This window comes from Nonomuraea sp. NPDC001684, assembly GCF_053596515.1.
In genome coordinates this window covers 1-2,314 of sequence record NZ_JBSFGJ010000789.1, presented here as the reverse complement: position 1 = coordinate 2,314, position 2,314 = coordinate 1, and the positions used below count along the sequence as shown (strand labels likewise).

The following is a 2,314-nucleotide window of genomic DNA, read 5'->3' as shown; positions in this document are numbered from 1 at the left end:
CCGAAGGGCCCGGCCGGGCGCGGCAACGTCGCGATCGTCAACTCCTGGGTGGTCGGCAAGGGCGCCTCCCCCGCGCAGGCCGACGCGGCGTGGAAGTGGATCACCTTCTTCTCCGGCGAGGGCCCGCAGCGCAAGTGGGCCGAGCTGGGCGAGGCGATCCCGATCAACAAGAAGGTCGCCGCCACGGCCCTGCCCGCCGACCGCGGCCCGGTCTTCCTGGAGTCGCTGGACGCGGCCACCGACCTCGGCACCAACGCCGTGTGGTCGGAGTACACCGAGGCCCTGGCCAAGCGCATGAACGAGGCCCTGTCGGGCGCCACGCCGGTCGCCACCGCGCTGCAGACCGGACAGAAGGAGGCCCAGGAGGTCATCGACCGCTTCTACGCCGGGAAGACGCAGTGACGGTGCTCACCAGGCGCTCCGGGCAGGTGGCCGCCGAGCCGCGGCCGCCCGCCCGGCGGCGGCGCACGGGCGAGCGGGCCTGGGCCTTCGCGTTCGCCTCGCCCTACCTCCTGCACCTGGTCGCGCTGGCCGCCTGGCCGCTGCTGGCCTCGCTGTTCTTCAGCATGACCGAGTACGACCTGATGTCGGCGCCGAGGTTCGTCGGGTTCGGCAACTTCACCCGGCTGTTCGGCGACCCGGTCTTCTGGCGCACGCTGGGCAACACCGCCTACTTCGCGGTGCTGTTCGTACCGGCGCAGACGGCGCTGGCCCTCGCCCTGGCGGTCGCGCTCAACCAGCGGCTGCGCGGCATGGCGCTGTTCCGCGCGGCCTACTTCGTGCCGGTCGTCTCCTCGTGGGTGGTCGTCGCCTACGTGGCCGACGCCGTCTTCAACCCGCAGACCGGCATCGCCAACCAGGTGCTCGGCTTCCTCGGGCTGCCGGCCGAGAACTGGTTGCAGGATCCGGCGCTGGTGATCCCCACGCTGGCGGCGGTCGCGGTCTGGAAGGGCGTCGGCTACATGACGGTGCTCTTCCTGGCGGGCCTGCAGGCCATCCCCGAGGAGCGCTACGAGGCCGCCAAGATCGACGGCGCGTCGGCCTGGAACCGGTTCCGCTACATCACCCTGCCGGGCATCTCCGGCACCACGTTCCTGGTGCTGGTGCTCACCTCCATCGAGACGCTGCAGTCGTTCGAGCAGGTCTTCGTGATGACCGACGGCGGGCCGCACGGCGCGAGCGAGCTGACCGTGCTCTACCTCTACCGGCAGGGTTTCCAGTTCTTCCAGATGGGCTACGCCTCGGCCGTGGCGTGGGTGCTGTTCGTGCTGGTGCTCGCGCTGACCCTGGTGCAGTTCCGGCTCCAGCGCAGGTGGGTGCACTATGCGTAAGACCGTCTCGTACGTGCTGGTGCTGGCGGGGGCGGCGGTCATGCTGCTGCCGTTCGCCGCGGCGCTGGGCAACTCGCTCAAGAGCTTCGCCCAGTACATCCAGGTGCCGCCCGCGTGGATCCCCGACCCGGTCCAGTGGGACAACTACGCCGAGGTGTGGCGGCGCACGCCGTTCGGGCTCTACCTGGCCAACAGCCTGGTGATCGCGGTGCTCGCGGTGGCCGGGAACGTGCTGACCAGCGCCATGGTCGGGCACGCCCTGGCCAGGATGCGGCTGCCGGGCAAGCAGGCGCTGCTGACGATGGCCCTGGGCACGATGATGTTGCCGACCGTCATCACGATCGTCCCGAACTTCCTGCTGTTCCGCTCGCTGGGCTGGCTGGACTCGATGTTGCCGCTCATCGTGCCGTACTGGCTGGCCACGCCGATCGGGATCTTCCTGATGCGGCAGACGTTCCTCGGCATCCCCAAGGACTTCGAGGAGGCGGCCGGCCTCGACGGCGCCAACCCCTGGCAGGTGTTCTGGCGCATCCACCTGCCGCTGGCCAAGCCCGCCCTGGCCACGCTCGCGGTCTTCACCTTCACCACCTCGTGGAAGGCCGTGCTGGAGCCCACGATCTACCTCACCTCGCCGGAGAACTACACGCTGCCGGTCGGCGTGCTGAGCCTGAAGGGGCAGTTCGTCGGCAACGACCAGCTGGTGACGGCCGCGGCGATGATGAGCCTGCTGCCGATGCTGGTGGTGTTCGTGCTGGCCCAGCGTTACTTCGTCCGCGGAACCATGTCCGCGGGTCTCAAGGGCTGACAGAGCCCATGTCCGATCCGGAAAGGAAATCGTGACCACAACATCCGGGCTGCGCCTGGGCGTCATCGGCGCGGGCACCATCGCGGAGTTCCACGTGGCCGCCGCCCGCCAGAGCGCCGGGCAGGTGAAGGTCGCCGCGGTGTGCGACGTCCGGGCCGAGGCGGCCGAGAAGCTGGCC

Annotated in this window: 4 protein-coding genes; all 4 read left to right on the top strand. The window is 70.0% G+C overall.

Annotated elements, in window-relative coordinates; all coding sequences use genetic code 11:
* A partial coding sequence (locus tag ACWCSD_RS51745; protein WP_449927118.1) for an extracellular solute-binding protein occupies window positions 1-402 on the top strand: 402 nt, incomplete at its 5' end.
* A complete protein-coding gene (locus ACWCSD_RS51740; RefSeq protein WP_358293385.1) occupies window positions 399-1,331 on the top strand; it encodes a carbohydrate ABC transporter permease in 933 nt (310 codons plus the stop codon). The genes ACWCSD_RS51745 and ACWCSD_RS51740, both read left to right, overlap by 4 nt.
* The gene (locus ACWCSD_RS51735; protein WP_397164079.1) at window positions 1,324-2,136 is read left to right on the top strand and encodes a carbohydrate ABC transporter permease; all 813 of its coding nucleotides are present in this window, start codon (window positions 1,324-1,326) and stop codon (window positions 2,134-2,136) included. Before ACWCSD_RS51740 ends, ACWCSD_RS51735 begins: the two co-directional genes overlap by 8 nt.
* 31 nt (window positions 2,137-2,167) lie before the next feature.
* Window positions 2,168-2,314 (top strand): Gfo/Idh/MocA family oxidoreductase (locus ACWCSD_RS51730; protein WP_449927121.1); only part of this gene is annotated, 147 nt, incomplete at its 3' end.